Source organism: Exiguobacterium sp. FD-YE-25-4 (assembly GCF_057004685.1).
The window spans coordinates 2,427,138-2,450,191 of the sequence record NZ_CM168041.1 but is presented as its reverse complement, the minus strand read 5'-3'; the positions used below and the strand labels follow the sequence as shown (position 1 = coordinate 2,450,191).

27 protein-coding genes are annotated in these 23,054 nt (G+C 55.0%); 15 read left to right on the top strand and 12 right to left on the bottom strand.

Annotated elements, in window-relative coordinates:
• The first annotated feature begins 27 nt into the window (after positions 1-27).
• A complete protein-coding gene (locus AC13H5_RS12525; protein WP_483546560.1) occupies positions 28-600 on the top strand; it encodes a TetR/AcrR family transcriptional regulator in 573 nt (190 codons plus the stop codon).
• On the opposite strand, the gene AC13H5_RS12520 is transcribed toward AC13H5_RS12525, so the two are convergent.
• On the bottom strand, positions 597-1,475 hold the full coding sequence (locus tag AC13H5_RS12520) for a LysR family transcriptional regulator (RefSeq protein ID WP_483545919.1): 879 nt from the start codon (positions 1,473-1,475) through the stop codon (positions 597-599). The two genes, AC13H5_RS12525 and AC13H5_RS12520, sit on opposite strands and share 4 nt — an antisense overlap.
• Positions 1,476-1,579: 104 nt before the next feature.
• Here AC13H5_RS12520 and AC13H5_RS12515 point away from each other — a divergent pair, with 104 nt between their 5' ends.
• From AC13H5_RS12515 to AC13H5_RS12500, 4 genes are all read left to right on the top strand, one after another.
• A complete protein-coding gene (locus tag AC13H5_RS12515; RefSeq protein ID WP_483545918.1) occupies positions 1,580-2,311 on the top strand; it encodes an SDR family oxidoreductase in 732 nt (243 codons plus the stop codon).
• Positions 2,311-2,871 carry a sugar O-acetyltransferase gene (locus AC13H5_RS12510; protein WP_483545917.1) on the top strand — a complete coding sequence of 187 codons (561 nt, stop codon included), beginning with the start codon at positions 2,311-2,313 and terminating at the stop codon, positions 2,869-2,871. The genes AC13H5_RS12515 and AC13H5_RS12510 overlap by 1 nt, the downstream gene beginning before the upstream one ends.
• Positions 2,868-3,299 (top strand): cyclophilin-like fold protein, encoded by a 432-nt coding sequence (locus AC13H5_RS12505; protein ID WP_483545916.1) that lies wholly within the window; start codon positions 2,868-2,870, stop codon positions 3,297-3,299. Before AC13H5_RS12510 ends, AC13H5_RS12505 begins: the two co-directional genes overlap by 4 nt.
• Positions 3,300-3,432: 133 nt before the next feature.
• Entirely contained in the window at positions 3,433-3,831 is a 399-nt protein-coding gene (locus AC13H5_RS12500; protein ID WP_483545915.1) for a cytidine deaminase, read from the top strand.
• 51 nt (positions 3,832-3,882) lie between these two features.
• On the opposite strand, the gene AC13H5_RS12495 is transcribed toward AC13H5_RS12500, so the two are convergent.
• The 3 genes from AC13H5_RS12495 to AC13H5_RS12485 form a co-directional block, all read right to left on the bottom strand.
• Positions 3,883-4,821 carry a M23 family metallopeptidase gene (locus AC13H5_RS12495; RefSeq protein WP_483545914.1) on the bottom strand — a complete coding sequence of 313 codons (939 nt, stop codon included), beginning with the start codon at positions 4,819-4,821 and terminating at the stop codon, positions 3,883-3,885.
• A gap of 99 nt (positions 4,822-4,920) precedes the next feature.
• A complete protein-coding gene (locus AC13H5_RS12490) occupies positions 4,921-5,637 on the bottom strand; it encodes a polysaccharide deacetylase family protein (protein WP_483545913.1) in 717 nt (238 codons plus the stop codon).
• A gap of 129 nt (positions 5,638-5,766) precedes the next feature.
• Positions 5,767-6,525: an MBL fold metallo-hydrolase gene (locus AC13H5_RS12485; RefSeq protein ID WP_483545912.1), complete on the bottom strand. Its 759-nt coding sequence runs from the start codon at positions 6,523-6,525 to the stop codon at positions 5,767-5,769.
• A 118-nt stretch (positions 6,526-6,643) separates the two neighbouring features.
• On the opposite strand from AC13H5_RS12485, the gene AC13H5_RS12480 reads away from it, so the two are divergent.
• Positions 6,644-7,051, top strand: a complete 408-nt coding sequence (locus tag AC13H5_RS12480; protein ID WP_214753810.1) for an Lrp/AsnC family transcriptional regulator — start codon at positions 6,644-6,646, stop codon at positions 7,049-7,051.
• A gap of 38 nt (positions 7,052-7,089) precedes the next feature.
• Here AC13H5_RS12480 and AC13H5_RS12475 read toward each other — a convergent pair whose 3' ends face one another.
• The gene (locus AC13H5_RS12475) at positions 7,090-7,809 is read right to left on the bottom strand and encodes a GntR family transcriptional regulator (protein ID WP_021066242.1); all 720 of its coding nucleotides are present in this window, start codon (positions 7,807-7,809) and stop codon (positions 7,090-7,092) included.
• A gap of 146 nt (positions 7,810-7,955) precedes the next feature.
• On the opposite strand from AC13H5_RS12475, the gene AC13H5_RS12470 reads away from it, so the two are divergent.
• Positions 7,956-9,305, top strand: a complete 1,350-nt coding sequence (locus AC13H5_RS12470; protein WP_483545911.1) for a 6-phospho-alpha-glucosidase — start codon at positions 7,956-7,958, stop codon at positions 9,303-9,305.
• A gap of 71 nt (positions 9,306-9,376) precedes the next feature.
• A complete protein-coding gene (locus tag AC13H5_RS12465) occupies positions 9,377-10,930 on the top strand; it encodes a PTS transporter subunit EIIC (protein WP_483545910.1) in 1,554 nt (517 codons plus the stop codon).
• A 51-nt stretch (positions 10,931-10,981) separates the two neighbouring features.
• On the opposite strand, the gene AC13H5_RS12460 is transcribed toward AC13H5_RS12465, so the two are convergent.
• Positions 10,982-11,251: a hypothetical protein gene (locus tag AC13H5_RS12460; RefSeq protein WP_034779086.1), complete on the bottom strand. Its 270-nt coding sequence runs from the start codon at positions 11,249-11,251 to the stop codon at positions 10,982-10,984.
• A gap of 84 nt (positions 11,252-11,335) precedes the next feature.
• Positions 11,336-12,226 (bottom strand): helix-turn-helix transcriptional regulator, encoded by an 891-nt coding sequence (locus tag AC13H5_RS12455; protein WP_483545909.1) that lies wholly within the window; start codon positions 12,224-12,226, stop codon positions 11,336-11,338.
• Positions 12,227-12,301: 75 nt separating this feature from the next.
• Here AC13H5_RS12455 and AC13H5_RS12450 point away from each other — a divergent pair, with 75 nt between their 5' ends.
• The gene (locus AC13H5_RS12450; protein ID WP_483545908.1) at positions 12,302-12,820 is read left to right on the top strand and encodes a dihydrofolate reductase family protein; all 519 of its coding nucleotides are present in this window, start codon (positions 12,302-12,304) and stop codon (positions 12,818-12,820) included.
• A gap of 36 nt (positions 12,821-12,856) precedes the next feature.
• Here AC13H5_RS12450 and gntK read toward each other — a convergent pair whose 3' ends face one another.
• From gntK to gnd, 3 genes are all read right to left on the bottom strand, one after another.
• Complete coding sequence (gene gntK / locus AC13H5_RS12445; RefSeq protein WP_483545907.1) at positions 12,857-14,362, bottom strand: gluconokinase; 1,506 nt, start codon at positions 14,360-14,362, stop codon at positions 12,857-12,859.
• Positions 14,363-14,373: 11 nt separating this feature from the next.
• Positions 14,374-15,717, bottom strand: coding sequence for a GntT/GntP/DsdX family permease (locus tag AC13H5_RS12440; protein WP_214792320.1), 1,344 nt, complete (start codon positions 15,715-15,717; stop codon positions 14,374-14,376).
• 83 nt (positions 15,718-15,800) lie between these two features.
• Entirely contained in the window at positions 15,801-16,685 is an 885-nt protein-coding gene (gene gnd, locus AC13H5_RS12435) for a phosphogluconate dehydrogenase (NAD(+)-dependent, decarboxylating) (RefSeq protein ID WP_483545906.1), read from the bottom strand.
• 126 nt (positions 16,686-16,811) lie between these two features.
• Here gnd and AC13H5_RS12430 point away from each other — a divergent pair, with 126 nt between their 5' ends.
• A complete protein-coding gene (locus AC13H5_RS12430) occupies positions 16,812-17,660 on the top strand; it encodes a MurR/RpiR family transcriptional regulator (protein ID WP_034779080.1) in 849 nt (282 codons plus the stop codon).
• A 29-nt stretch (positions 17,661-17,689) separates the two neighbouring features.
• Here the strand turns inward: AC13H5_RS12430 and AC13H5_RS12425 are convergent, their stop codons facing one another.
• Positions 17,690-18,568, bottom strand: a complete 879-nt coding sequence (locus AC13H5_RS12425; RefSeq protein ID WP_483545905.1) for a manganese catalase — start codon at positions 18,566-18,568, stop codon at positions 17,690-17,692.
• 201 nt (positions 18,569-18,769) lie between these two features.
• Here AC13H5_RS12425 and AC13H5_RS12420 point away from each other — a divergent pair, with 201 nt between their 5' ends.
• The 5 genes from AC13H5_RS12420 (at position 18,770) to AC13H5_RS12400 (ending at position 22,024) form a co-directional block, all read left to right on the top strand.
• Entirely contained in the window at positions 18,770-19,165 is a 396-nt protein-coding gene (locus AC13H5_RS12420; protein WP_483545904.1) for a hypothetical protein, read from the top strand.
• A 267-nt stretch (positions 19,166-19,432) separates the two neighbouring features.
• Positions 19,433-19,819 (top strand): DUF2512 family protein, encoded by a 387-nt coding sequence (locus AC13H5_RS12415; RefSeq protein WP_215189567.1) that lies wholly within the window; start codon positions 19,433-19,435, stop codon positions 19,817-19,819.
• A gap of 14 nt (positions 19,820-19,833) precedes the next feature.
• Complete coding sequence (locus AC13H5_RS12410) at positions 19,834-20,034, top strand: spore coat protein (RefSeq protein WP_214708958.1); 201 nt, start codon at positions 19,834-19,836, stop codon at positions 20,032-20,034.
• Between the two features lie 13 nt (positions 20,035-20,047).
• On the top strand, positions 20,048-20,344 hold the full coding sequence (locus tag AC13H5_RS12405; protein WP_483545903.1) for a spore coat protein: 297 nt from the start codon (positions 20,048-20,050) through the stop codon (positions 20,342-20,344).
• A gap of 87 nt (positions 20,345-20,431) precedes the next feature.
• Positions 20,432-22,024 (top strand): FMN-binding glutamate synthase family protein, encoded by a 1,593-nt coding sequence (locus AC13H5_RS12400; RefSeq protein WP_483545902.1) that lies wholly within the window; start codon positions 20,432-20,434, stop codon positions 22,022-22,024.
• Between the two features lie 18 nt (positions 22,025-22,042).
• Here the strand turns inward: AC13H5_RS12400 and AC13H5_RS12395 are convergent, their stop codons facing one another.
• Positions 22,043-23,029 (bottom strand): metallophosphoesterase family protein, encoded by a 987-nt coding sequence (locus tag AC13H5_RS12395; protein WP_483545901.1) that lies wholly within the window; start codon positions 23,027-23,029, stop codon positions 22,043-22,045.
• Positions 23,030-23,054: the final 25 nt, after the last annotated feature.

Sequence of the window (23,054 nt, the reverse complement as noted above, 5' to 3'; positions counted from 1 at the left end):
GCCATATCTGTTGAAAGGAATGTGTGAATCTTGAAGCCTGACTTGCGTGTCATCAAAACAAAACGAGCGCTCCATGAGGCGCTCGTCGAATTATTGAAGAATCGTTCGCTCGAACAAGTGACGATTTCGGAACTTTGTCGTGTGGCAAATGTCAATCGGGGCACGTTTTATTTGCATTACGCACGGGTCGAGGACGTATTCGAGGAGTACTTCCAAGAAATCACGGCCGACCTTGCCAAGTCGTATGAGGAGCCGTATCGACATGTGAAGTTGCTCAATCCGCGTGAGCTCGAGCCGTCGACAATCCGCATCTTTCACCACGTCCAGACGTACGTCGACTTCTATCGCATCGTCTTTTCGAAAAACGTACCGCTCGCGTACTATTACATGTTGTTCGACGAAGTGCGCAAGTTGCTCCTCCGCGACACGGCGGCGCACAAGCAAGACGAGATTGACCATGCGTTGTTCTGTTCGTATCAAGCGAACGCCATCGTCGGGATGATCATTCATTGGGCCGAACATGACTTCGCGGCCACCCCGGACGAGATGAACGAGCAGTTGGCGCACATATTGCGCCTCGATTCCGGCCGCCGTGTTTAGGTGGCCGTTTCCCGTTCATCGAACAGCTCTAAAAATGTGGAGGCGACGTTTGACAGACGACTCCCGCTCTTCCAAATCAAATGCACGGAAGACGTGAGCGGGGGATGGAGCGGGACGAACATCAACTCGGTCCCGTGCGTGTTGATGATCCCGTCGAGGCAGAGCGCGTGACCGATGCCTTCCCTGACGAGGAGCGAGGCGTTATAGAGCAAGTTATACGTCGCGACGACGTCCGCTTCAGTCAAATCGACGCCGAGCCGGGCCGACAAATGCCGGTCGACGAGCGACTGCTCCGACAAGATGAGCGGCAAGTCGAGAAGATCCCCGGTCTCGATGGCACGCTTTTGTCCGATCGGGCTGTCACGACGCGTCAAGATGCCCCAACGGTCGACGTGGGGGAGCTCGCGCGAGGTGTACGTGGCCAGATTAATCGGTTCGATGACGACCCCGAAGTCGAGGATGCCCCGGTCCAACTTGTCGATGACGTCGTCCCCGTTGCCGCTATACAGGCGTAATTTGACGTCGGGATGAAGCTGTTTCATCTGTCGGAACGTCTCGACGACCGAGGTGAGCGTCTCCGTTTCCCCACCGCCGATGTACAATTCTCCGCTGATGGGTGTCGCCGTGTTCAAGTTGACCGAGATCTTATCGGCCAGACGGACCATCTCTTTGGCGTGTTCGGCCAAATAGTAACCTCGTTCCGTCAGCGTGACCCCGCCTTGGCTCCGCTCGAACAACGGACCGCCGAGGCTGTCCTCGAGCTGATGGATTTGTCGGGACAGCGCCGGTTGCGACAGTCGTAAATGTTCGGCCGCGCGGGTGATGTTCTTCTCGCTCGCGACGGCGAGGAAGTAGCGTAGTTGTTGTAGCTCCATGTCATCCCTCCATGCGTTTTCGTTATGGTTCTTAATCAAATAGTAGCATTAGACATGATGCTTGTCCGTTCCTATACTGGAGTCAATCAAAGGAGGAATGGATTATGACCATCAATAAAGTTGTCATCATCATGGGGGCGTCGAGCGGGATTGGCGAAGCGACGGCCCATCTATTGGCCGAACGGGGCGCGAAACTCGTGCTCGCCGCCCGTCGTCTCGACCGGTTGGAAGCCATCCAAGCGCAGCATCCCGAGGCTGACATCGTCATCCGGCAAGCTGATGTCACGGACTACGGAGCCGTCGAGGCGGTCGTGAAGACGGCACTCGACACGTTCGGGACCATCGACGTCTTATTCAATAACGCCGGGATCATGCCGACAGCCCCGCTCGTCGACGGGCGCCGTGACGAATGGCAGGCCATGCTCGACGTGAACGTGACCGGGGTGTTGAACGGGATCGCCGCCGTGCTGCCGATCATGGAGCGCCAACAGTCGGGTCATATCATCGCGACCGATTCGGTGGCCGGGCACGTCGTCTATCCGGAGTCGGCCGTCTATTGCGGGACGAAGTTCGCGGTCCGCGCCATCATGGAAGGCTTGCGCCAAGAACAGCGGGAGAACAACGTCAAGTCGACGATTATCTCGCCGGGAGCCGTCCAGACCGAGCTGTACAACACGATCAGTGACAAACAAGCCGCCCAGGCGCTCCATGAGGCGCAAACCGAGTGGGGATTGACGAGCGAGGATGTGGCGGAAGCGGTCATCTACGCCATCGATACGCCGGACCGGGTCTCTGTCAGCAACCTCATCATCCGTCCGACGAAACAACAGGTGTGATGATGAGTAACGAATTGAGAGAACGCGTGTCCGGTCGAACAATTGCTGCGGGCGAAGCCGTCTTTGAAGAGATTCATCACATTCAACGAGCCATCGAGCCGACGCTCATGCGCCTGAATTATCAGTACTTGCCGAAAGACGAGTTCCAGCGGACGCTCTCGGAGCTACTCGGGCAAGACGTCGCGGACTCGGTCACAGTGCTGCCGCCGTTCTATACCGATTTCGGGAAACACATCACGCTCGGGACAAACATCTTCATCAACCGTGGCGTCATGTTCACCGATCTCGGCGGTATCGACATCGAGGACCACGTCTTGATCGGTCCGTTCGCCAAGCTGTTGACGGTCAATCATCCGACCGACCCGACCGAACGGCGCGGCTTGATCACGAAGCCGATTCGCGTGAAACGTAACGCCTGGATCGGGGCCGGGGCGACGATTTTGCCGGGTGTCACCATCGGCGAGAACGCCATCGTCGCGGCCAATGCGACGGTGACGAAAGACGTCCCGGACAATGTGACGGTCGCCGGGACACCGGCCCGTATCGTTCAGACGTCATGAACGTCATCCGCCTCGGATTGGTCGCTTCCATGTTGTTTCTCGCTGGGTGTGGGGACGACGCGGAAAGAAAGCCGGAGAGTCAGGAAGGAGTGACGTCACAAGTGGAAGAACTGAACGTCTCAATACGTTTCGAAACCAACCCGACAGCCGAGGCGCTCCAAGCCCGACTGCCACTCACGTTGTCGATGCAGGACTTGCATCAGAACGAGAAGTACTTCTATTTCGACGAACCGCTCCCGACGAACCCGGAACGTGTCGGCTCGATTCGAGCCGGGGATGTCATGCTGTATGGCGATGACTGTCTCGTCTTGTTTTATAAGGACGTCGAGACGAGTTATGCATATACGCGCATCGGTCGGGTCGAGGACTTCCCCACGCTTGCACCGCTGCTCGGGAGCGGGACGGTCGAGCTGACGTTTCAAAACTGATAAAAGATTGTGACCGCTTTCAAAAATTCATTGACTTCTCTATCGGTTGAGGTGTATGCTAAAAATCCTGCCCAAAAAAGAGAGGCCGGGAACTGGCATCAGTTCATTTCGAGTCAGAGAGGACCATGATCCCATGAACCAACAACAATTAGTCGAGCGTGCCCGCCAAGTGAAAGAGAACGCCTACTCGCCGTATTCGAACTTCCGTGTCGGAGCGGCGCTTCTCATGAAGGACGGAACGGTCATCGACGGCGTCAACGTCGAGAACGTCTCGTTCGGTGCGACGAACTGTGCCGAGCGTACGGCCATCTTCACAGCGGTCGCGCAAGGTTATAAAAAAGGTGACTTCGAAGCCGTCGCGGTGTCAGGTGACACGGTCGACTTCTTGCCGCCATGCAGCATCTGCCGCCAAGTGCTCGTCGAGTTCGGTGCCCCGGACTTCAAAGTGTTGCTCACGAACGGCAACGCCGACGTGAAAGAAGTGACGCTGGAAGAGCTCGTCCCGCTCGCGTTCACAGAGTTAGAGATGTAATAGCAATGTCCCCACATCCATCGATGCGGGGACATTTTTTGTAGTTAACGATTACCGCCAAAAGTTAAACAGGAGTCTAGGAACGGCGAGCGCGAGTTCGAATAAAAAGTCAGCGGCTAAGTTCGTGCGATCCAACGAGTTGGACTGTTTCGGTCTGACGATTTGACCACGAACCGGATTCTTTCTTCCTTTTAGACGAATCCGAATCGAGGTGGCGGATGCCAAGTCAGGACTGTCCATCACTTGGAAGTGGAGTTGCGGTTCAGACGAATCCCCCGAGTTCCCGCAGCGACCGATCAATTGGCGTGTCTTGACATGGTCCCCGACGTTGACGGCGATCGAGCCGGCCTCGAGGTGGGCGAGGAGACTGTACTCGCCATTGGCATGCTCGAGGATGACGTGATTACCAAAGGGATGGTTCGAATCCGAAACGTCCGGTACATCATCGACAACCACCACAACCGTCCCGTCCAATGGTGTGATGATCCGTTCCCCGAACGCATAAAACGAGTGGTTCCCGGACTTTGTCTTGTTGTATGACCAGTTGTTGTTCACTTTAATGAAGTCGTAGGCGTATCGTTGCGCGCGTTCCGGATAATGCCGATTTTCACCAGGATGTGTACCGCCTGATAGGACGAGCCAGTCATCCGTGAACGGAAGGTGGTATGTATGTTTCGTGAAGCGACGGTCGCCCCTCGAATCGGGTTGATATGGCGTCATGAGTAGTTCCTCGATGAGGTCGTCCTGATTGAACGTCGCGCTCAGCACACGTTCCTTCCGGTCATCCATCCAGACGAGGTGACGGCTACCGTTCAACTTCATGTCATTGACCACACGATAGCGGCGAACACCTTCATTGAATGAAGTGGCGAGCTGGTAGAACGTGTCGAGCGAGGTCTGTTGTTTGAATGAGTCGGTCGTCTGGCTATAAATCGAATCGAATTGACCATCGAGAAATGATTTAGGAAACGTTCGGACGTCGAGTTGCATGTGGGTTCCACCTTTGCTGGTTGTTCCTATTGTATACGGCGTAAAGAACATAAAGTTTCGAGCAAACAAAAAGCTGAGTCCACGTAGACTCAGCATGTGTCATTCGTTCGGTTCCCACGGATTGAAAAAGTTGTATGGGGGATGAACCCCTTCTAATGTCCGGAACTCATAGTCGCGTTCTTTCGCATAGTGGATAATCGTATCGAGCGCTTGCGGTGTCATCGAGTGATCGTGTGCCAAGATGATGGAAGCAATATTCATCTCGTAATTCGCCTCGAGCCGATTGAACACACGCTGCTCAATCGGAGCGTTGTCTTTCTTATAAATATGATCGAGACTGCCGACGTTCCAATCCCAAATCTCAAAACCGGCCTCGTCCATCGCTTGCCAGTGCGCAGGCGTCATGCCTGCGTCACTACCGTAAATCGTACGAGCCATATTCGTATGAATGCCTGTCACTTCATAAATGAGACGTTGCACGTCCTTCATCTGACGCACGGCCGTCATCGGCGATGCGTAAAACTCCTCGCGCACGTGTGTCATCCCATGCAAGGCGATGAGGTGGCCTTCGGCGACGATGCGTCGGATGAGGTGCTCATTCCCCTCGATGTTCTTCCCGAGGATGAAGAAGGTCGCTTTCACCCGATGCTTTTTCAAGACGTCGAGCAGCGCGCCCGTCTTCCGATTCGGCCCGTCATCGAGCGTCAAATAGATGAGACTGCGGTCGTTATAGGCTTTTGGTTTCGGGATTGCCGCCTGAGACAGGGAGCTGATTAACAAAAAGATGGACATGAGCAAAATGACGCGTTTCTTCATTCTCACAAAACTCCCTCGAGGCAAAAAACGGGTGACATGGCATCGGTATGAAGCATAGAATACCACAAACAGGAGTCAAAGATGAAGCTAAAAACGGCCCTGACGTGAAAGGTCAGGGCCGTTATTTCGTTAGCGTGAAATCGTGTCGCCGTCTTCTGGAACGATGAGTTGATCGGCGAAGTTGTGTGATGCCGCATAAGCACGTAAGTCAGGACGCGATAGCTTCCAATGATTGACCGCTTCCATATGGACCGCGATAATCGTCGCGGCTGGAGCCGCCTCATGCACATGGTGGACGTCCTCTTCGTTCATGACGAGCGACCCGCCTTCGACGAATTGGTTGTCCCCGGCGTTGACGACGATGACCGCTGGTTGATGCGTTTGAATCGTCTTGGCGACTTCGTCATACCAAACCGTGTCCCCGGCGACATAGAGCGTCTGTTCCGTAGGGTGGGTGAAGACGACACCGCACACGAGACCGGCCATTTCTAAAATCGGACCGCGACCGTGCTCCCCGGCTGTCTTCGTGAGGTTGATTCCTTCGAATGCTGTCGTGTCGCTCAACACGGTCACGTTCGTGAAGCCGTCGCCTTCGATGACAGTCAAATCGTCCTCGTTTTGCACGAACAGCGGGATCGCTTTCGGAAGAACTTGTTTGGCGACCTCGTCGTAGTGGTCGAGATGCAGGTGGGTCAAGATGACGGCGTCGATGCCTGTCAGAATGTCGTCGATCGCGATTGGCAGGTCGGCCAATGGATTAGCGTCTTGTCGTGCCGAGTTCGGGAACGGGGGATAGGCGCCTTTCTCCCCGAGGAACGGATCGATGAGGAACGTCTTTCCGGCGTATTCGACGCGGAGTGTGGCATTACGGATCAGTTGCACGTGCATAGAAAAATCTCTCCTTTTAGCTATAATGTATGTACAGTCTAACAAGCAGCCGTCGTTTCATACATAACACGAATCAAGTGTTTGGACGGATTGGCTTGAATCGTGAAAGGAGTCACCTATGCTCGATCCAACAGACCGCCTCATCATCGAGGCGCTACAGGCGAACAGCCGGATAACGATGAAAGAACTCGGGGCACACGTGCACTTGACCGGGCAGGCGACGGCGACGCGCGTCAAGAAGCTCGAAGACCTCGGCATCATCGAAGGATATACGATTCGCGTGAACGAGGACAAGCTCGGGTTACCGGTTCACACGATGATCACCATCTTTACGTCGAGCACGTTCCACGACCCGTATCTCATGTTCCTCGAGGAGCACCGGCCGTACGTCCGCAATAACTACAAGGTGAGCGGGGACGGCTGTTACGTCTTGGAATGCCGCTTCCCGTCGAACCAAGAGCTGAACGCCTTTTTGGACGGGCTCAGCAAGTACGTCAATTATAAGTTGTCGATCGTCATTAACTGACGAAGGACCTGTGAATCGCTGTGATTCACAGGTCCTTTTTAATGTCTTCGTCCGGCGCGGATGATGAAGCGGTATTCTTCACTCTTGAAATACGTTTCTGTGAACTCAAACCGACTGCCATCCATAAGAAACGAATAGAGTTCGACTTTGAGTACGGGCGTTCGTTCACTCACTCCGAGCATCTCGGCAATCTCTTTTGTCGGGAGCACCGGGATGAACTCTTGGACGCTGTCCGCAATCTTGAACTGTTTGACGTCTTCGATATAGGCGTACTTCGATTGCGACATCACTTCGTACGTCAAGTCGGGGAACAGCTTTAGCGGCAAGTATGTGTCCTCGACGATGAGCGGTTCGCCGTCTGCGAATCGTTGGCGCCTCACGTAGAAGACGAGCTCGCCATCTTCGAGTTCGAGTGCCTCTCGCACTTTCTCACTCGGTGGCTGCAACGTGAAGGTGAGCACTTTGTTCGTCACTTCTTTCCCTTCTCGTTTCATGTCTTCGGTGAAGCTTTTTAATTCGTACATGTTGTGTTCAATCTTTTCGGACTGGACGTATGTGCCGCTGCCCTGTCGTTTCCATAAGAGACCTTCCTCTTGGAGCAATTTGACCGCCTGGCGGACAGTCACTCGACTGACGCTGAACTCTTCGACGAGTTGAGCCTCGGTCGGGATCGCCTCACCGGGCGCCCACGTGCCGGACTCGATAAACGTGCGCATTTTGTGGGCGACTTGTTGGTAGAGCGGTGATTTTGCTTTCATGACTGACCCTCCGATTTCGACCTGAATTCATACTTCCAGTATACACAAAGTAAAACATTTTCAAAAATATTGTTGACGTTTAAAATAATATGTATTAAATTTGTATTGTAATCAATAAGATATGTATTCGAAAGGGGAACGCACACATGAAACAAGGACAACGCCTCGTCGTCGTCGGTGGCGGCAGCACGTACACAATCGGTATGATTATGAGCTTGATTGAAGAGAAAGCTCACTTCCCACTACGTTCAATCACGTTTTACGATACGGATGGTGAGCGCCAGGAGCGTGTCGCCAAAGCGACTGAAATCATCTTGCGTGAGCATTACCCAGAGCTCGAGCTGTTCGAGTATACGACGGACAAAGAATACGCCTTCCGCGACAAGGACTTCTTCTTCGTTCAAATTCGAACGGGCGGCCTGGAGATGCGCGAGAAAGATGAACAGATTCCGCTCCGTCACGGCGTGGTTGGACAAGAGACGTGTGGACCGGGTGGGATGTCGTACGGGATGCGGTCGATTGGGGACATGATTGATCTCGTCGCAGACATCCGCCAAGGCTCACCGGACGGTTGGATCTTAAATTATACGAACCCGGCCGCAATCGTCGCCGAGGCGTTGAAGCGTGCCTACCCGAATGACAAAAAGATTTTGAATATCTGTGACATGCCGGCCGCAATCATGGTGAGCTACGCGAAGATTCTTGGCAAAGAAATTTGGGATCTCGTGCCGGAATACTTCGGCCTCAACCACTTCGGTTGGTTCACAGGCATCTATGACAAAGAAGGCAACGAATTGACGGAAGACATCAAGCGCACCATCTTAGAGGACGGGTTTATCCCAGAAGACTCAGAGATCGCAAACGACCCATCTTGGATCAAGACGTTCAAGCAAGTCGAGAAGATGCTCACCGACTTCCCGGAATACTTGCCGAACACGTACCTTCAGTATTATTTGTATCCGTCCGACATGGCGGAGAAGGAAGACGTAGAGAACACGCGGGCCCGTCAAGTCATCAACGGCCGCCAACAACGTGTCTTCTCGATGTGCGATCAAATCATCGCTGACGACTCGCTAGAGAACGTGCATCTTGAAGTCGACATCCACGGTTGCTACATGATTCGCGTCGCAGCGTCACTCGCCTACAACAATGGCGACATCTTCATCGTCATGGTGAAGAACGACGGCATCATCGCTAACTTGCCGGATGATGCGATGGTCGAAGTGCCGGCGATGCTCACGAACCGTGGACCGAAACCGTTCGCTGTCGGACACATTTCTCGCTTCTACAAAGGGATGATTGAAGGACAGCTCGCCTACGAACAGCTCGTCGTCGACGCCTATTTCGAGAACAGCTATGAAAAGGCACTCCAGGCACTCACGCTCAACCGGACCGTCGTCGATGCGCCGGTCGCCCGTCAAATCCTTGACGATTTGATTAACGAGAACGAAAACTATTGGCCGGCCCTCAAACAACGGGAGACGGTCGCACGCTAAAGACGAAGGGGAGTCACTCCCCTTTGTTCGTTTTGAGAATTGATAACGCTTACACATGAGGAGTGAATCAAATGAGTCAATGGTTCGGGGTATTTCAAAAATTCGGGAAGGCGCTCATGGTACCAGTCGCGCTCTTGCCGGCGGCCGGTATTTTACTTGGTCTCGGCGCGGCGCTAACAGGTCCGCTTGCAGAAAGTTGGACGTTTTTACAGAACGGGACGGTCGAAGCGATCAGTGCCGGGATGCTTCAAATCGGGTTGAGTATCTTCGCCAACTTGCCAATCATCTTTGCGATTGGCGTCGCGGTTGGTCTGTCCGGCGGGTCGGGAATTGCGGCACTTGCCGCACTCGTCGGCTACTTCATCATGAATACGACGATCTCGATTGCCCTTGGGATCACACCGGAAATGGCGGCTGAGAGCGGGGAGTACGGCATGTTGCTCGGTATCCCGTCACTTGAGACGGGTGTGCTCGGTGGGATCGCGGTCGGCTTGCTTGCGGTCTGGGTGTATAAAAAATTCCACACGTTCAACCCGCCAGAGATGCTCGGCTTTTTCGCCGGAGATCGTTCGGTCGGTATCGTCATGGTATTCTTCTCCATCTTGCTCGGTTTCTTTATGATGCTCATTTGGCCGCCGATTCAGACCGGCCTCACAGCGATGGCGAACGTCATCGCGAGTGATGCGACGAATCCGGCTTACGTCGGGTTATACGGAATGCTCGAACGGTTATTGATTCCGACCGGATTACATCACATCTGGTACGCACCGTTCTTATGGACGTCACTTGGCGGCACGGCGACGGTTGGCGGTTCGATTGTGAGCGGGGACCAATATATTTTCCTCGCTCAAATCGCAGAAGGTGTCGACGTGACGGCCGGACGCTTTATGGCCGGCAAGTTCCCGATCGTCATGTTCGGTCTTCTTGGAGCGGCGTTCGCCATGTACCGTCAGGCCGACCCGGACAAGCGTCCCGTCGTGCGTGGCCTCTTGCTCGCAGCGGCAGGGACGGCGTTCTTGACCGGGATCACCGAACCGATCGAGTTCACGTTCTTATTCATTGCACCACTTCTTTACGTCGTGCATAGTGTGTTGACAGGGGTGTCGTTTGCGCTCATGTACGCTCTTGACGCCCATATCGGCTGGGCCGGTGGCTCGGGATTGATTGACTATGTCTTGGTGAATGTGTTGCCAGGGACGCCGCGCTGGTGGATGAACCTCGTCGTTGGGGCCGGATTCTTCTTCGTCTATTACGGCATCTTCACGTTCGCGATTAAAAAATGGAACTTGGCGACGCCGGGCCGAGGGGGACAAGAGACGAAACTGTTTACCCGCAAAGACTACAATGAAAAGAAATCAGGAAAGACATCAATCCAAACGACGGCACTTGCCATTCAAGAGGCGTTCGGTGGCCGTGACAACATCATCGATATCGATGCCTGTTTCACACGTCTTCGTGTCGAATTGAAAGATGTGTCCCAAATCGATGAGGACGAGTTGAAGGCACTCGGGGCAGCCGGGGTCGTGAAAGTGAAAAACAACATCCAGGCCATCTTTGGAGGACGCTCGGATTTGTACAAGAATGAGTTGCTCAAACTGCATAAAGAGATGGACCAAGCGAATTGAAAAAAGAGCTCAACCGATTTACGGTTGGGCTCTTTGTCCGAGATGAGAAGGTTAGTTCGTAACCGACGAGGCACGATAAAATTGAGCGCCTTTGATGAGTGTCGAAGCGACGAGACCGATAGCGAGCGGCAGCGTGATGACGCCAATCCCTTGCTCGGTGACGATCATGTTGCCTTCCTCATAATAGCCTTTCAAGTAGAACAGCCCTGAACCGATCGTCTCGTTCAGTTCGAGCGTCGAGACGTTAAGGTACACCATGATAGCGAACAATGAGATGACACTGATTGAGACAAATAATTTTGAAAACGATAGCTTGGTCATGCGAACGCTCCTTTACATGTAGCAATATGGACTCATATTACCATATAAAGACAATTCTTACATGAGGACAAAGCATCGATTTGATTAACGATACCGGTTCCATAACCGCTCCGCTTGCTCCCGCATCATTTCCCGTAATTCAATCGGCTCCACGACCTCGACTTCCGCTCCGGCCGCGAGCAATTGCCGCGACAAAAACGGGAGCTCGGCTTCCGGCACGTCCCACTCATTCTTTTCCACGATATCGGGTAATACGTCTTCAAGCAGACGACGGCCGAGTGAGGTGAGATTGAGCCGAACCGTCACGCCGGTTCGTTCGTCACTTGCCTCGAGAAGCGTCGCCAAGTCGTCCGCTTCGAACGTCTTATCAAGGAGACGCATCGCTTCAATTCGGTCGATGCGATATTGGCGCAGTCCATACTCAGAGAGGCCATACACATACCATTTCATATCGAGGAGCGCCATCCCGACCGGTGCGACGGTGAAGGTGCGTGATCCTTTCGTCGTCGCGTACGTCACCTCAATGTTGCGTCGTTGCTCGACCGCTTGAAACACGTCTTTCGTGAACGGCGCCGGTGGGACGGTCTTATTCCCGAGCCAGAGGATGTTGTTTTCGAGCCGGGCGATTTTCGTCTCGAGGTCGTGCGGCAATTCGTTCACGTACCAATCGGACAGTGTATCCCGCATGTCACCGAACGGCACGTCTGGAATCTGTTCCATCCATTTGAGGGTGAGGTAGAGCGCGACCGCTTCCTGTTCTCGGAGCTGGAGCGGTGGCAAGAGCCGATTCGGCAACATCTCATAACCGCCGCCCGTGCCGGGGACGCTCCAAATCGGATAGCCGAGTTCTTCGAGCGTCAACATGTCGCGCTGAATCGTCCGAACCGAGGCACCTGTCTCAAGAGCGAGTTCGTTCGCCGTGAACCGGCGCCCGCGATTCAATAGTCGAATCAAGTGAAGATGTCGCTTTTTCATCTCATCCATTCCCGTCATATTTTGTCGTGTTTACCAGTTAAGCTGAATGTATCACGAATCAAGGAGGAATTCATCATGGCAAACGTCGTCTTATATATCGCGACGAGTTTAGATGGAAAGATTGCCCGCACGAACGACCAGCTCGATTGGTTGTTCGCGGTCGAGGGAGAAGGGGACAACGGGTATGCCGACTTCTTCAAGACAGTCGGTGCGGTCATCATGGGACGGAAGACGTACGAGGAAGTGCTCGTGCTCGAGCCTGACGGTTATCCGTACGACAAGATTCCGAACTATATTCTGACGCGGAGTCCGGACCGGAAAGCCGAGCACGTCACGTTCACGGATGAGCCGATCGAACAGCTCATCGGACGGTTGAAGCAAGACGTCGACGGCGACATCTGGCTCGTCGGGGGAGGCGAGGTCATCAAGGCGGCGATGGCGCACGACTTGATCGATAGCTATGAGATTGCCATCGCCCCGGTCGTATTAGGAGAAGGGATTCCACTCTTCCCGGAAGGCACGAAAGAGACGAAGTTGAAACTGACGAGCCAACGCGCGTCCGGACAGTTCGTCATGGTGACGTATGAGCGGTAAACGAAAGACCAAGTTCGCAATGAACTTGGTCTTTTCTCATACATGCTTCCGTTGGAACGCGGCAATCGCTTCATACTCTTCCGCGAGATGACGAGAGAGTCGGATATAAATCGGCAGCAACTCCCGGTAAATCGTGGTCGCTTCATGGTTTGGCGCATGCTCATGCGTCACTTGCGGCACGGCCGTGAAGTCGTCGATGTCCCCGAACGCATACTCTCCGAGCATGACCGCACCTAAGCACGAGCTTTCATGGCTCTCCGGAACGACGACCGGCGTATCGAAAATGTCGGCCATCATCTGGCGCCACAGGCTTGACTGGGCGAACCCGCCCGTCGCGTGAATCCGGTTCGGCGCGCCCGTCAATTCGTCGAGTGCCAGCATGACCGTATACAAGTTGAAGATGACACCTTCGAGCACCGATCGGATGAAGTGCTCGCGCTTATGGTGAATGCTTAAGCCGAAGAACGAGCCGCGTGCGTTCGAGTCCCAGAGCGGGGCCCGTTCGCCCATCAAGTACGGGTGGAACAGGAGACCGTCCGAACCCGGTTTGACCGTCTCGGCGATGCGCGTCAACACATCGTACGCATCCATCCCGAGCCGTTTCGCCGTCTCGACCTCGCTCGCCGCGAACTCGTCGCGGAGCCAGCGCAAGATGATGCCGCCGTTATTGACCGGCCCGCCGATGACCCAATGCTTGTCGGTCAAGGCGTAACAGAAGATACGTCCTTTCGGATCCTCGACCGGTTCACGGACGACCGTGCGGATGGCACCGCTCGTGCCGATCGTGACGGCGACGACACCTGGTTCGAACGCCCCGACACCGAGATTGGATAACACTCCGTCACTCGCCCCGATGACGAGCGGGAAGTCCCAGCCGAGCGTCTCACCAACATCCGGTTTGAGCGTCACAATCTCCGTCGTCGGCACGAGATCGGACAATTGCTCTGGTGTGACACCGGCGACATCGAGCGCCTCCGCATCCCAGTCGCATTCTTTCAAATTGAACAGGCCCGTCGCCGAAGCGATCGAGTGGTCGATGACGAAACGACCGGTCAAGCGATAAAAGACGTACTCCTTGATCGAGACGAACTTGGCCGCCTGGTTGAACACGTCCGGATGCTCGGCTTTTAACCAACGCAGTTTCGACAGGGGCGCCATCGGATGGACCGGTGTGCCGGTGCGCATATGGAGCGCGCTCGCGTCGAAGTTCCGTTTGATCTCTTGCGTATACGGGTTGGCCCGGCTGTCGGCCCAGGTGATGCTGTGGGTGAGCGGGCGACCTGATGCGTCGAGCGCGATCAGGCTATGCATCGCCGAACTGAACGCGGCGAAGCGAATCGGGCCATCGGCTCTGGCACGGACGGCCGAGATCGCCTCGAGCACGGCCCCGTAGATGACGACCGGGTCTTGCTCGGCCGTCTCCGTGTCCGGGGTGAGGAGCGGGTACAACACGTTATGTACCGCGAGTTGTTGCTGGTTATGGAACAGGACGGCTTTCGTGCTCGTCGTCCCGATATCGACGCCAATCGTGTACACACACATCACTTCCTAACTTAAATAATGAACAAGCTGATCAAGAAGACGACCGCGAAGCCGGTCAATCCGATAATCGTTTCCATGACAGTCCACGACTTGAGTGTATCTTTCACGTCAAGCCCGAAGTAGCGGTTGACGAGCCAGAAGCCTGAGTCGTTGACGTGAGACAAGACGGTCGCACCTGAAGCGATCGCGATGACGATGAGGCCGAGCGCGGCACCGGTGATATTCTGGATTTCGAGAAGCGGGGTGATGAGTCCTGCCGCCGTGACCATCGAGACGGTCGCCGATCCTTGGGCGACACGGACGACGGTCGCGATCAAGAAGGCGAGCACGATCGCCGGCAGCGGTGACCCGGCCATCATTTCCCCGAGTACGTCACCGACACCTGAGTCGATCAACACTTGTTTGAACACGCCACCGGCACCGGTGACGAGAATGATGATCCCGGCCGGTTCGAGCGCTTTCGTCGCAATCTCTTGCACTTCGTCACGCGTATAGCCGCGGCGTGTTCCGAGGAAGATGAACGTGAGCAACGTCGCGAGCGTCAAGGCGACGAACGGGTGACCCATGAACGTGAAGAACGTGCGGATGCTGTTGCCTTCTTCTAATAAGACGGCAGACAACGTGTTCGCGAGAATCAAGACGAGCGGGATCGAGATGAGCGAGACGATCATCTTGAAGCTAGGCAGCTCTTTTGACGTGTCGATCTCTTCGAATTCCATATAGTCTGGAATGTTGACTTGAATCTTGTTCGCGATATATTTTCCGAAAACCGGACCGGCTAAAATCGCGGCCGGAATCCCGGCGATGACCCCAAACAAGATGACCCAGCCGAGCTCGGCCCCAATCAAGTTGGCGACGGCGATCGGACCTGGTGTCGGCGGGATGAAACTGTGCGTGACAGCGAGACCTGCAAGCAGCGGAATCCCGTAGTAGAGGAGCGAGCGGCCCGTCTTTTTGGCGAGACCGTAGACAATCGGCACGAGAATGATGAAACCGACGTCGAAGAAGACCGGCACGGCGACGATGAAGCCGGTGATGGCGAGCGCCCATTGCGCCTTGTCTTCGCCGAACTTATTGACGAGCGTCTGGGCGAGGCGTTCCGCGCCACCCGATACTTCTAACATCTTCCCGAACATGGCGCCGAGACCGACGACGACGGCGACGAAGCCGAGCGTGCCGCCCATCCCGTTCTGAATCGAGGCGATGACGTCCCCGAGCGGCATGCCGGCCGCGATCCCGACGAGTAGACTGACGAGGAGAAGTGAGACGAACGCGTGAAGCTTCGTCCGCATGACCAAGAATAAGAGCAAGAAAATCCCTGCGACTGCGATTAAAATGAGTGTCGAACCCGACATATGTATTTCCCCCTTTACCTTATGTGTAACCGTTTACAAATATTACCAAAGGAAAAGGCCACCCCTGACCTTTTCCTTGCGGGTTATTTCTTGACGACCGCGTGGCCTCCGAACTCGTTACGGAGTGCGGCGACGACTTTCCCTGAGAACGAGTCGTCCTCGAGCGAGCGATAGCGCATCATGAGCGACATGGCGATGACCGGAGCCGCCGCCTGCAACTCGAGCGCTGTCTCGACCGTCCATTTTCCTTCCCCTGAGGAATGCATGACGCCACGGATGTCGCCGAGTTTCGCGTCTTTCGAGAACGCGTTCTCAGTGAGTTCCATGAGCCATGAGCGGACGACCGATCCGTGGTTCCAGACGCGGGCGACTTGCTCGTAATCGTAATCGAACGGGCTCTTCTCCAAGATGTCGAACCCTTCGGCGATCGCCTGCATCATGCCGTACTCGATACCGTTGTGAATCATCTTCAGAAAGTGGCCGCTGCCGGCCGGTCCCGTGTACAAGTAGCCGTTCTCGACCGAGAGGTCTTTGAAGATCGGCTCAATCGTCGGCCAGGCGTCCGCGTCACCGCCGACCATCGTGCAGGCGCCGTTGCGGGCACCTTCCGTGCCGCCGCTCGTCCCGCAGTCGAAGAAAGCGATGCCTTTTTCGCTGAACTGTTCGGCGCGTGCGACCGACAGCTTGTAGTTCGAGTTCCCGCCGTCGATGACGATGTCACCCGGCTCGAGCTTCTCGAGCAGTTCTGCTAGCACGTTCTCGGTGATGTCACCGGCCGGCACCATCGCCCAGACGACGCGTGGCGTCTCGAGCGAGTTGATGACGTCTTCGAGCGTTGGTACGATCTCAAACTTCGATGTCGCCTCGACGTTCCCGGCGTCCGTCCCGACGACCGTGTGGCCATGGTCGCTCAAGTTGAGCGCCAAGTTGTATCCCATCTTGCCTAATCCAATCAAACCGATTTGCATATCGTCACCTCTAAATCGAATTTTTTTCCATCTCTCCACTATAATATCAAATTAAATTCGATTTTCAATAGAGATTGCGGAATTTTTTTCGAAAAGGTATCGTTAAAAGAAAAAAGGGTGAGACATATGGAATCGATGAACGGCCTGGCCCGGATCCGTGGGGCCTATACGACACTGAGCAAGAAAGAGCAACGTATCGCCGACTATATCTTGAAACAGCCCGAACGCATCATCCATCATACGATCAACCAAGTCGCTGACGACCTAGACGTCGCCGAGTCGACTGTGTTCCGCTTCTGTCAGCGCGTCGGTTTCAAAGGCTATCAGGCGCTGAAGATCGCACTCGCCACCGACGTCGTCGCGCCGCTCCAAGATATCCATGAAGACATCTCGAACGAAGACACGCCACATGAGATCGCCGAGAAGATTTTCACCTCGAACGTGAAGACGCTCGAGGCAACACGGCAAATCTTGGACGCGGCCTCGCTCGACAAGTCGGTCGCCCTGCTGCTGTCGGCCCGCCGCATCGAGTTCTTCGGGAGCGGCGGTTCGGCCGTCATCGCGCTCGACGCCTACCACAAGTTCGTCCGGAGCGGCCTGTTCGTCACGGCGAACCTTGAGTCGCACATGCAGCTCATGTCGGCGTCCCAGCTGACGAAAGACGATGTCGCCGTCCTCATCTCACACTCGGGTGCCTCGAAAGACACGCTCGATGTGGCGAAAGTGTTGAATGAGCGTGGCGTCCCGACGATTGCCATCACGAACTACGCGAAGTCACCGCTCTCGAAGCTGTGTGACGTCGCCCTCTATACGGTGTCGCAAGAGACGGAGTTCCGCTCCGAGGCGCTCGCCTCGCGAATCGCTGAGCTCAGCCTGATCGACGCCTTGTTCACCGTCGTCATGATGCGACGCGGGGAAGAGGGTAGAGAGTCGCTCCAGAAAATGCGCGAAGCCATCTCGCTCCGGCGCATGTGAAAAGGCTGACCCACGGGCCAGCCTTTTGGTTATTTGCCTTTGATTTGATCCGCGACCTTCTTGACGACTTTCTCGACACTGCCCGGGGCGTCCAAATCGTGATGGAGCGTCTTGTCCGGGATGTCCATGACCGGCTTTTGGCCTTGCGGGTCCGGGTCACTCAAGTAGACGAAGTCGCCGGAACCGTCCGGCGCGCTGCCGGTCGCCCATTTGCCTTGGCTCGACTCGTTGCCTTCCGATAAGTCCCAGAACTCAAGGCCGTGTTTTTCGGCTTCCAACTCGTCTTTCGCTGGGAAGCTCGCCGGCACGATGACGCCGTTCTTCTCTTCGAGCTCATCGATGGCGGCCATCCATTGATATTGGTGGTAGCGATCACGGGCAAGCATCTTGCGGAACACTTTCCGGACGCCTTCGTCTTTTGTCATATGGTAGAGACGGGCGACTTGGAGTCGGCCTTGCGTCTCGGCGTGTAAGTTCGAGCGCATGTCGGCGAGTAAATTCCCGCTCGCGACGATATACGACCCGTTCCAAGGCACCCCGTTCGAGTTCGTCGGCAGTCCGCCGAGCCCGCTGACGATTAGATGCTGTGGGTTCATCCCGCCAAGAATGGCCGCCGTCGCCGGGTCTTTCGCCGCCTCGGCTTGGTCGTCCGGTGACGCGCCGTCGAGCAGTTGCGAGATGAGGGCGCACAACATCTCGACGTGCCCAATTTCCTCGGTCCCGATGTCCATGAGCATGTCCTTATACTTTTCTTCTCCGCGGCAGTTGAAGCCTTGGAACAAGTACTGCATCATGACGGTCATTTCCCCGAACTGACCGCCGAGCACCTCTTGGATTTGACGGGCGAGCTGTGGGTCGGGCCGATCGACTTTCACTTCGAACTGCAATTCCTTCTGATGACGAAACATGGAACTCCTCCTTTTTTGAACAACTGGCGAATGAACGACAAGGATATAGTTCCACTATCAAAAAAAAAAAAACCTAAAATTTTGAAAAGATTTGGCAGATACAGGTGGGGGTATGAGCATCGTCAGAGGGTTATAAAGTGCAAAAGGGTGGAATTAGTATAAACAGATTGATTTTTGCTTACACAGAGAGGAACGACAGACATGAATAACCTTAACTTCTTGACGACCGAGCACTACGACGTGTTCAAACAGTTGGCCCAGCGCCTCATTAATCCCGGAGACGTCAAGAAAGAGTATTTCTCCGCCCTTTATGTGATCGCCGGGAATGAGCGGGTGCGGAATCTATTGTTGCCGTATATGGACCTCGAGCAAGGCAAAATCAGTACGGCCACCATCATCGACGACAACACGTTCGAGAAACAGGATTTCATTCTCGTCAAACTCGTCATCCATTTGTACAACAACAAGGAGTGGGTGCTCCCGACCGAGCTGATCACATTGCCGGAAGTGGACTACCAGCTTGCGATGCAAGCCATCACCCTTTGCCGTGACCAACAGTTCGATGAGATTGTCATCCCGAGCGACCAAGAGACCTGAGAAAGGTCTCTTTTTTTGTGGTCGATTTACCTTGTTCACAGCTCTCGCCACTGAAAGATGGACGTGATGTCATCGATTTGTAAATGTTTGTAGAAAATGTTCGCCGCAAAACGCTTGTCTTCGTTTAGAGGAAGCCAGGTCTTATCCTTGAAATGAAGAGTCAGGCAATCGCTATAGCATGATAAAAATGGAAAATTTTCTCGTTTTTGATTTGAACGGGAGGGAAACATAGTCTAAGACACGAGTGGTAGAAAGGAGGAGTCTCCGATGGAAGTGAATCATTTGAAGGCATTGACCGTGAAACACGTGGCGCTTCTCGTCGTCTTTCTCGCTGTCTTGACGTTCGGGTTCAACGTCCCATGGTATCACGCCGTGTGGATATCATTCATGGTCGCGATCATCGCCTATTGGTTGGGGGATCTGTTCGTATTACGGAAATTCGGTAACTTGATTGCGACAGCGGCCGATTTCGGCCTCGTCTTCTTCTTGACGTGGTTCTTCCTGTGGATTCTCGATTTCGATATCGGGACCGATACGAGTTTCGTGTTGCTCGCGCTGTACACGGCACTAGTGACCGCGGTCGTCGAGTTCGTGTTCCACGGTTGGCTGCTCAAGCATAAGCGCGAAGAAGCGCACATTCATTCGACACGCTAAAAGGAGGAACGGACATGGCTAAAAACAAACTCGCCATCCATGAAGTGTTAGAGATTCATGAGATGTTGACGCTGAAGCAAGCGGGGCTCGTCAAAGGATACGTGAGCGAACCGCTCATCAAAGACGAGAAGTTGCAGAAGATCGCACGCAAACATTTGAAGAACACCGAGCAAGCGATCAGTGAACTGAAACAACTGTTGCCGAAGAAAGCGTAAGGAGGAGAGACGGATGGGAATCACGGAAAACTTGAAACGGGCCAGCAAACAACGGGACGAATTGATCGCGACCGATCTGCTCATCACGGCGAAGTCGGCCGTCCGCGCCTATGCGGTGGCCGTGACCGAGACGGCGTCACCCGAGGTCCGGAAAGTGCTCATCAAACAATTGAACCAAGCGATCGAAGACCATGCCGAGATCGCCGACTACATGATCAAGAACGACATGTATATGGCGTACGATATCGAGAAGCAATTGAAACACGACAAAGAGAAAGTCGATAAAGCGAGCGAGTTGATCAAGAAGTAAGGGCCGACGGAAACGTCGGTTTTTTTCGTTTCATCAGGAAGGACCCGTGGTATCGGATAAGGACTATACGTGAGGGAGGAACCACTCATGTCCGTGAATACGACGTTGCTCGCCATCGTGCTCGTCCTGATGGTATCGACGATTGCCGCCCCGTTCCTGTTTATCTTGTACCTCTGGCGGAAGGACCGCCACCAGCGCGAGCATTCCGTACTCCGGAACTTCCCAATCCTCGGCAAGGTGCGCTACATCTTAGAGAAGGTCGGACCTGAGATGCGCCAATACTTGTTCTTGAACGACAACGAGTCAAAACCGTTCTCGCGGAACGACTACGAGGCGGCCGTGATTTCCGGAAAATATAAGTCGCGCATCATCGGATTCGGCTCGGAACGGGACTTCGAAGGCGGCGGCTTCTATCTGCAGAACGTGCTCTACCCGACGAACCGGGACGAGCTCCGCATCGACAACCGGGACACCGTGTCGACGCGGCTGTATCAAGTCGAGGAGGACAACCTGTTCACACGGAAAGAGCGGATCGTTGAACGCGACGTCGGTCCGTCTTTATTGATGGAAGAAGACAGCATCGTCATCGGAAAACAGACGTGCCGGGAACCGTTCCGGATTCGCAGCCTCGTCGGACAGTCGGCGATGAGTTTCGGCTCGCTCGGTGAGAACGCCATCACGGCGCTGTCGATCGGGCTCGGCCGGGCCAAAGGCACATGGATGAACACCGGGGAGGGTGGCCTATCGGACCATCACTTGAAAGGCGGTGTCGATCTCGTTTGTCAAATCGGGCCGGCGCTGTTCGGCGTCCGGACCGAGGACGGGGCGTTCTCGGAGGCGGCGTTCAAAGCGAAGAGTGACATCCCGCAAGTGCGCGCCTTCGAGTTGAAGCTCGCCCAAGGCGCGAAGACGAGGGGTGGCCATATCGAGGGCTCAAAAGTGACGGAAGAGATCGCCCGCATCCGGAGCGTCAAAGTCGGCGTGACGATCGATAGCCCGAACCGCTTCTCCGAGTTCAAGACGGACCGGGAACTGTTAGACTTCATCGAGCGTTTGCGCGACATCGGCGGCAAACCCGTCGGCATCAAACTCGTCGTCGGTCGGCTTTCAGACGTCGAGGCCCTCATTCAAGAGATGGCGTCATCGGGGAAACATCCTGACTTCATCACGGTCGATGGTGGGGAAGGTGGGACCGGGGCGACGTACCAAGAGCTCGCCGATACGGTCGGATTGCCCTTGAAGGCCGCGCTCCCGTATGTGCATCAATTACTCTTGCAATATGGGATTCGTGACCGGATCACTTTGTTCGCCTCCGGTAAGCTCGTGACGGCCGATAAGATTGCCGTCGCCCTCGCGCTTGGGGCCGACTGCGTCAATATCGCCCGTGGCCTCATGTTCAACGTCGGTTGCATCCAGGCGCAAGTGTGCCATACGAACCGATGCCCGGTCGGCGTCGCGACGACCGACCCGAAACTGCAGCACGCCCTCGTCGTCGACGAGAAGAGTTTCCGCGTGACGAACTACATCATCTCGCTCCGAGAAGGGCTCTACAACATGGCGGCCGCGGCCGGGCTCGATACGCCGACGAAGCTGTCGCTCGAGCATGTCGCCTACAAGTACCCGGACGGCCGGGTGAAGCGGGGCGAAGCATTATTCGATGGACAAGCGAAAGACGGATGACCGCGGTCATCCGTCTTTTTACTGTGTCGTCTTCGTCGCCTTAAAACTGCGGGCGAAAAATTCCTCGAATCGTTTATCGTCTTCCAACAACGTTCGCCCGGTCATCGACAGCCGGCGCGTCGGAAAACCTGTCGACCGGCTCGGTGTGACGAAATAATCATCAGGATAGGCGGTCAGCGTGGAGCGGACGAGCTCGCGTAACACCGTTTCGTCCTCTGCAATCCATTGTTCCGACGGGCCTTCGAGATTGTCGCGTGTGAGCAAGATGCATGACCCGTCCCGGATGAACGGATTGAAACTGAGCCGTCGCGTCTCTGGACCTGTGAATGGTCGAAACTCGTGTGTGATCCCTGAAGGAGTGACCTCCCCGATGACATAGCCGGTCGGCCACGCCTTGCCGCATCCGTCCCACACCGAGAAGACATGACCGGGATAGACGAGGTCGGTACCGCCACGTCGAGTGACCTCATAGCGATGATGATGACCGAGAGCGTAATAGCTGAACCCGAGCCGGGCGACGACGGATGCGGGAAATCGTTGTCGATCCCCGTGACCAAGGAAGATATTCGGGTACAGGTCGTCTCGCATCGGCGTCCTTGCGACATCCTCTTTCAACCCGGTCTGGTTCGTCTCACAGCTGAGCCCATAAATCGCGGCACCGAGCGCTTCATCGAAGACATAACCGGGTCGAAGGAAACTATGCACGTGCTCAATCTGACGCCAACAGTCGTCGTAAGCGAACCGATGGATATCATGGTCCCCGTATACCAAATAGACGGATGCACCGAGGGCGGTCCACGTCTTCAAATACGGGACGAAATCTTCCGGGTCGCTCACTTCGATGTCACCAGCGATGAGCACCGCCTTGATGTTTTCATGTCGAATGACTTCCGCGATCTGGGCGAGCTTCTCGGCTTGGATGGCAAAACTCGTCCGTTCAGTTGTGATGGCGTTCCCGGTATGTCTCGCATGGTGCAAATCAGCAATATGAATGAAACGTGTCATTGGCAAGTCCTCCTGAATCTGCTCT

Coding starts and splice junctions, on each gene's coding strand:
- AC13H5_RS12520 (WP_483545919.1), bottom strand. CDS start 1,475: ATGGAGCTACAACAACTACGCTACTTCCTCGCCGTCGCGAGCGAGAAG.
- AC13H5_RS12515 (WP_483545918.1), top strand. CDS start 1,580: ATGACCATCAATAAAGTTGTCATCATCATGGGGGCGTCGAGCGGGATT.
- AC13H5_RS12510 (WP_483545917.1), top strand. CDS start 2,311: ATGATGAGTAACGAATTGAGAGAACGCGTGTCCGGTCGAACAATTGCT.
- AC13H5_RS12505 (WP_483545916.1), top strand. CDS start 2,868: ATGAACGTCATCCGCCTCGGATTGGTCGCTTCCATGTTGTTTCTCGCT.
- AC13H5_RS12500 (WP_483545915.1), top strand. CDS start 3,433: ATGAACCAACAACAATTAGTCGAGCGTGCCCGCCAAGTGAAAGAGAAC.
- AC13H5_RS12495 (WP_483545914.1), bottom strand. CDS start 4,821: ATGCAACTCGACGTCCGAACGTTTCCTAAATCATTTCTCGATGGTCAA.
- AC13H5_RS12490 (WP_483545913.1), bottom strand. CDS start 5,637: ATGAAGAAACGCGTCATTTTGCTCATGTCCATCTTTTTGTTAATCAGC.
- AC13H5_RS12485 (WP_483545912.1), bottom strand. CDS start 6,525: ATGCACGTGCAACTGATCCGTAATGCCACACTCCGCGTCGAATACGCC.
- AC13H5_RS12480 (WP_214753810.1), top strand. CDS start 6,644: ATGCTCGATCCAACAGACCGCCTCATCATCGAGGCGCTACAGGCGAAC.
- AC13H5_RS12475 (WP_021066242.1), bottom strand. CDS start 7,809: ATGAAAGCAAAATCACCGCTCTACCAACAAGTCGCCCACAAAATGCGC.
- AC13H5_RS12470 (WP_483545911.1), top strand. CDS start 7,956: ATGAAACAAGGACAACGCCTCGTCGTCGTCGGTGGCGGCAGCACGTAC.
- AC13H5_RS12465 (WP_483545910.1), top strand. CDS start 9,377: ATGAGTCAATGGTTCGGGGTATTTCAAAAATTCGGGAAGGCGCTCATG.
- AC13H5_RS12460 (WP_034779086.1), bottom strand. CDS start 11,251: ATGACCAAGCTATCGTTTTCAAAATTATTTGTCTCAATCAGTGTCATC.
- AC13H5_RS12455 (WP_483545909.1), bottom strand. CDS start 12,226: ATGAAAAAGCGACATCTTCACTTGATTCGACTATTGAATCGCGGGCGC.
- AC13H5_RS12450 (WP_483545908.1), top strand. CDS start 12,302: ATGGCAAACGTCGTCTTATATATCGCGACGAGTTTAGATGGAAAGATT.
- gntK (WP_483545907.1), bottom strand. CDS start 14,362: ATGTGTGTGTACACGATTGGCGTCGATATCGGGACGACGAGCACGAAA.
- AC13H5_RS12440 (WP_214792320.1), bottom strand. CDS start 15,717: ATGTCGGGTTCGACACTCATTTTAATCGCAGTCGCAGGGATTTTCTTG.
- gnd (WP_483545906.1), bottom strand. CDS start 16,685: ATGCAAATCGGTTTGATTGGATTAGGCAAGATGGGATACAACTTGGCG.
- AC13H5_RS12430 (WP_034779080.1), top strand. CDS start 16,812: ATGGAATCGATGAACGGCCTGGCCCGGATCCGTGGGGCCTATACGACA.
- AC13H5_RS12425 (WP_483545905.1), bottom strand. CDS start 18,568: ATGTTTCGTCATCAGAAGGAATTGCAGTTCGAAGTGAAAGTCGATCGG.
- AC13H5_RS12420 (WP_483545904.1), top strand. CDS start 18,770: ATGAATAACCTTAACTTCTTGACGACCGAGCACTACGACGTGTTCAAA.
- AC13H5_RS12415 (WP_215189567.1), top strand. CDS start 19,433: ATGGAAGTGAATCATTTGAAGGCATTGACCGTGAAACACGTGGCGCTT.
- AC13H5_RS12410 (WP_214708958.1), top strand. CDS start 19,834: ATGGCTAAAAACAAACTCGCCATCCATGAAGTGTTAGAGATTCATGAG.
- AC13H5_RS12405 (WP_483545903.1), top strand. CDS start 20,048: ATGGGAATCACGGAAAACTTGAAACGGGCCAGCAAACAACGGGACGAA.
- AC13H5_RS12400 (WP_483545902.1), top strand. CDS start 20,432: ATGTCCGTGAATACGACGTTGCTCGCCATCGTGCTCGTCCTGATGGTA.
- AC13H5_RS12395 (WP_483545901.1), bottom strand. CDS start 23,029: ATGACACGTTTCATTCATATTGCTGATTTGCACCATGCGAGACATACC.